Source organism: Phenylobacterium sp. CCH9-H3, assembly GCF_001557235.1.
Taxonomy (GTDB): domain Bacteria; phylum Pseudomonadota; class Alphaproteobacteria; order Caulobacterales; family Caulobacteraceae; genus Phenylobacterium.
Map to the genome: position 1 here is coordinate 1 of NZ_LSJI01000195.1, position 2157 is coordinate 2157.

3 protein-coding genes are annotated in these 2157 nt (G+C 67.3%); all 3 read left to right on the forward strand.

Annotation, left to right across the window (positions count from 1 at the left end):
* Positions 1-112: 112 nt before the first annotated feature.
* A complete protein-coding gene (gene qhpC / locus AX721_RS17580; RefSeq protein WP_068877286.1) occupies positions 113-451 on the forward strand; it encodes a quinohemoprotein amine dehydrogenase subunit gamma in 339 nt (112 codons plus the stop codon).
* Between the two features lie 47 nt (positions 452-498).
* Positions 499-1587 carry a YncE family protein gene (locus tag AX721_RS17585; RefSeq protein WP_068877287.1) on the forward strand — a complete coding sequence of 363 codons (1089 nt, stop codon included), beginning with the start codon at positions 499-501 and terminating at the stop codon, positions 1585-1587.
* A 176-nt stretch (positions 1588-1763) separates the two neighbouring features.
* A partial coding sequence (locus AX721_RS17590) for a hypothetical protein (RefSeq protein ID WP_197422628.1) occupies positions 1764-2157 on the forward strand: 394 nt, incomplete at its 3' end.

The following is a 2157-nucleotide window of genomic DNA, read 5'->3' on the forward strand; positions in this document are numbered from 1 at the left end:
ACTACTGCGACTGGATCCGGCAGTGGACCGACACCTGCCTGCGCATCTACGGCGCGGTGAGCGCGCAGAACCCGCAGTTCCTGGAACGCCTGGCTGAACGAAAGGCCCTGTCATGAAGCATCTTCGGCCGGTCAACCGGAAGGCGGAACGGATCGACCAGGCGGCCTCGATGACCGAAGAGGACGTGGTCGCCCTCCAGCAACAGCCGGAGCCCAAGACGCCGCACGTGCCCATGGGATGCAGCCTGGCCTTCTTCCCGGGCTGGGAGGTCGATGCCGGCGGCGGTACGGCGGGCCTTTGCCAGCCTGTCGAGCGCGACATCTACGACTGCTACGTCACCTGCTTCTGGCCGGTGCAGGTCGCCGACCACGTCAACTACTCGCCCGACTGGGCCAGCAACTGCGCCGTTGCGACCAAGGATTGGCGCAAGCTGGACCTGGTCTTCCCATAGCGCGCCATCCGCCGTTCCCGCCCATCAATCGAGGAAGAGTCCGTCGTATGAAGACGCTCCGGCTAGGTCTCATCGCCCTATGGGCGGCCGCGGTCGCCCTGGGCCCGGCGCAGGCGGGCACCATGTTCCTCGGCGGCTATCCCAGCCAGCTCATGGTCATCGACGAGGCCAAGGGCGCGGTCATCCAGGAGATCGATCTCAAGACCGGCCTGCCGATGAGCATGCGGCTCTCCGACGACGGAAAGCTGCTCTACGCGACGACCATCACCACGAGCGGCATCGAGGTGGTGGACGTCGCCACGCGCAAGATCGTCAACAGTTTCAGCCTGAACACCCCGACCGTGCGCTATCGCTTCACCGGCGGGGTCGCGGACCGGTCCGGCCGCTACTTCTACGTTCTGGGCACGCGGATCGACAAAGGCCTCGACACCTATCGGATCAGCAAGCTGCAGTTCATGGTCGTCGACCTTGAGAAGAAGGAGGTCGTGCGGACCGCCGACCTCGAGCCCGACGATCAGAAGTTCAGCTTCCGCGGCGCCCTCATGCTCTCGCCGGACGGCAAGACGCTCTATGCGTTCCGCGACAAGGTCATCGTCGTGAACACCGCCGACCTCAAGACCGTCGACCACTTCGATCTGGCCAAGCCCGACTTCCCCGGCATGCAGGAGGTCAGCTTCGGCGGCGGCGTCGGGCGCCTGCAGACCCCCGGCCAGTTCGTCTCGCTGTTCGAAACCGAAGATCCCTACATCCACAACAAGACGTTCGGGGTCGCGCGGCTGGACCTCGACACGCGCCAGTTCAGCTTCACGCCGATCGGGCCGTCGCCCAAGGCGCTCTCCGGCCTGGAGGTGTCGCCGGACGGCAAGTACGGATACACCGTCGCCGTCATCGGCGACCTGGGCAACCAGCGCTGCGAGTTCTGGCGCTTCGACCTGGACAAGAACAGGGCGCTCGACAAGGCCGAATTCCAGTGCCGGCGTCGCTTCTACTTCGGCATGTCGGGCGATGGACGGAAGCTCTACATCTACGGCGCAGGCTTCGATGTGGCGGTCTACGACGCCAAGACCCTGAAACCCGAGACGGCCTGGGAGCTGACTCATGACATCACCATGTCGGGCCTGGTCGTGACCCCGTGAGCACGACGGCGCCGCGGCAGTCGGACGCGAGGCGGCGCACCTCGGACGGAAAGCCTCTGACCGTCGCCATTCACGGCGAAGGGATCGCTGCGAACTGTTGCGCCCATCTGCTCGCCCGCGCCGGCATCGCCACGACCCGAACGGCGGCGGACCGAGCGCGGGTTCCTGCGATCCTGTTGAGCGACACGGCGCTGGCGCTGCTGCGTAGTGTCTTCGACCGACCGGCCCTGTTCGCCGACCGACCCCGCATCACCCACCGGGTCGTGGCCTGGGGCGCCGGCGAACCCGTGAGGCTGCCCCACGACGCGGTCGTCGTCTCCGAAGGCGATCTCGACACGGCGCTGGGCGGGCCGTCCGGCGTCGCGGGACCGGCCGACATCGCCATCCATACCGCGCCGCCGTTCCCGCAAGGCGCGCTGCGCAGCTTCGGCTCGCGCACCGCAGTGGCCGCCCAGGTCCGGCTCCGGCACGAGGCGGACCGATCCGTCTGCTGGATCGAGGCGGTCGAGGCAGGATGGCTGTTTCTGATCCCTTCGGGCGACGCGCCGGCTCCGGCCGAGAAGCGTCTCG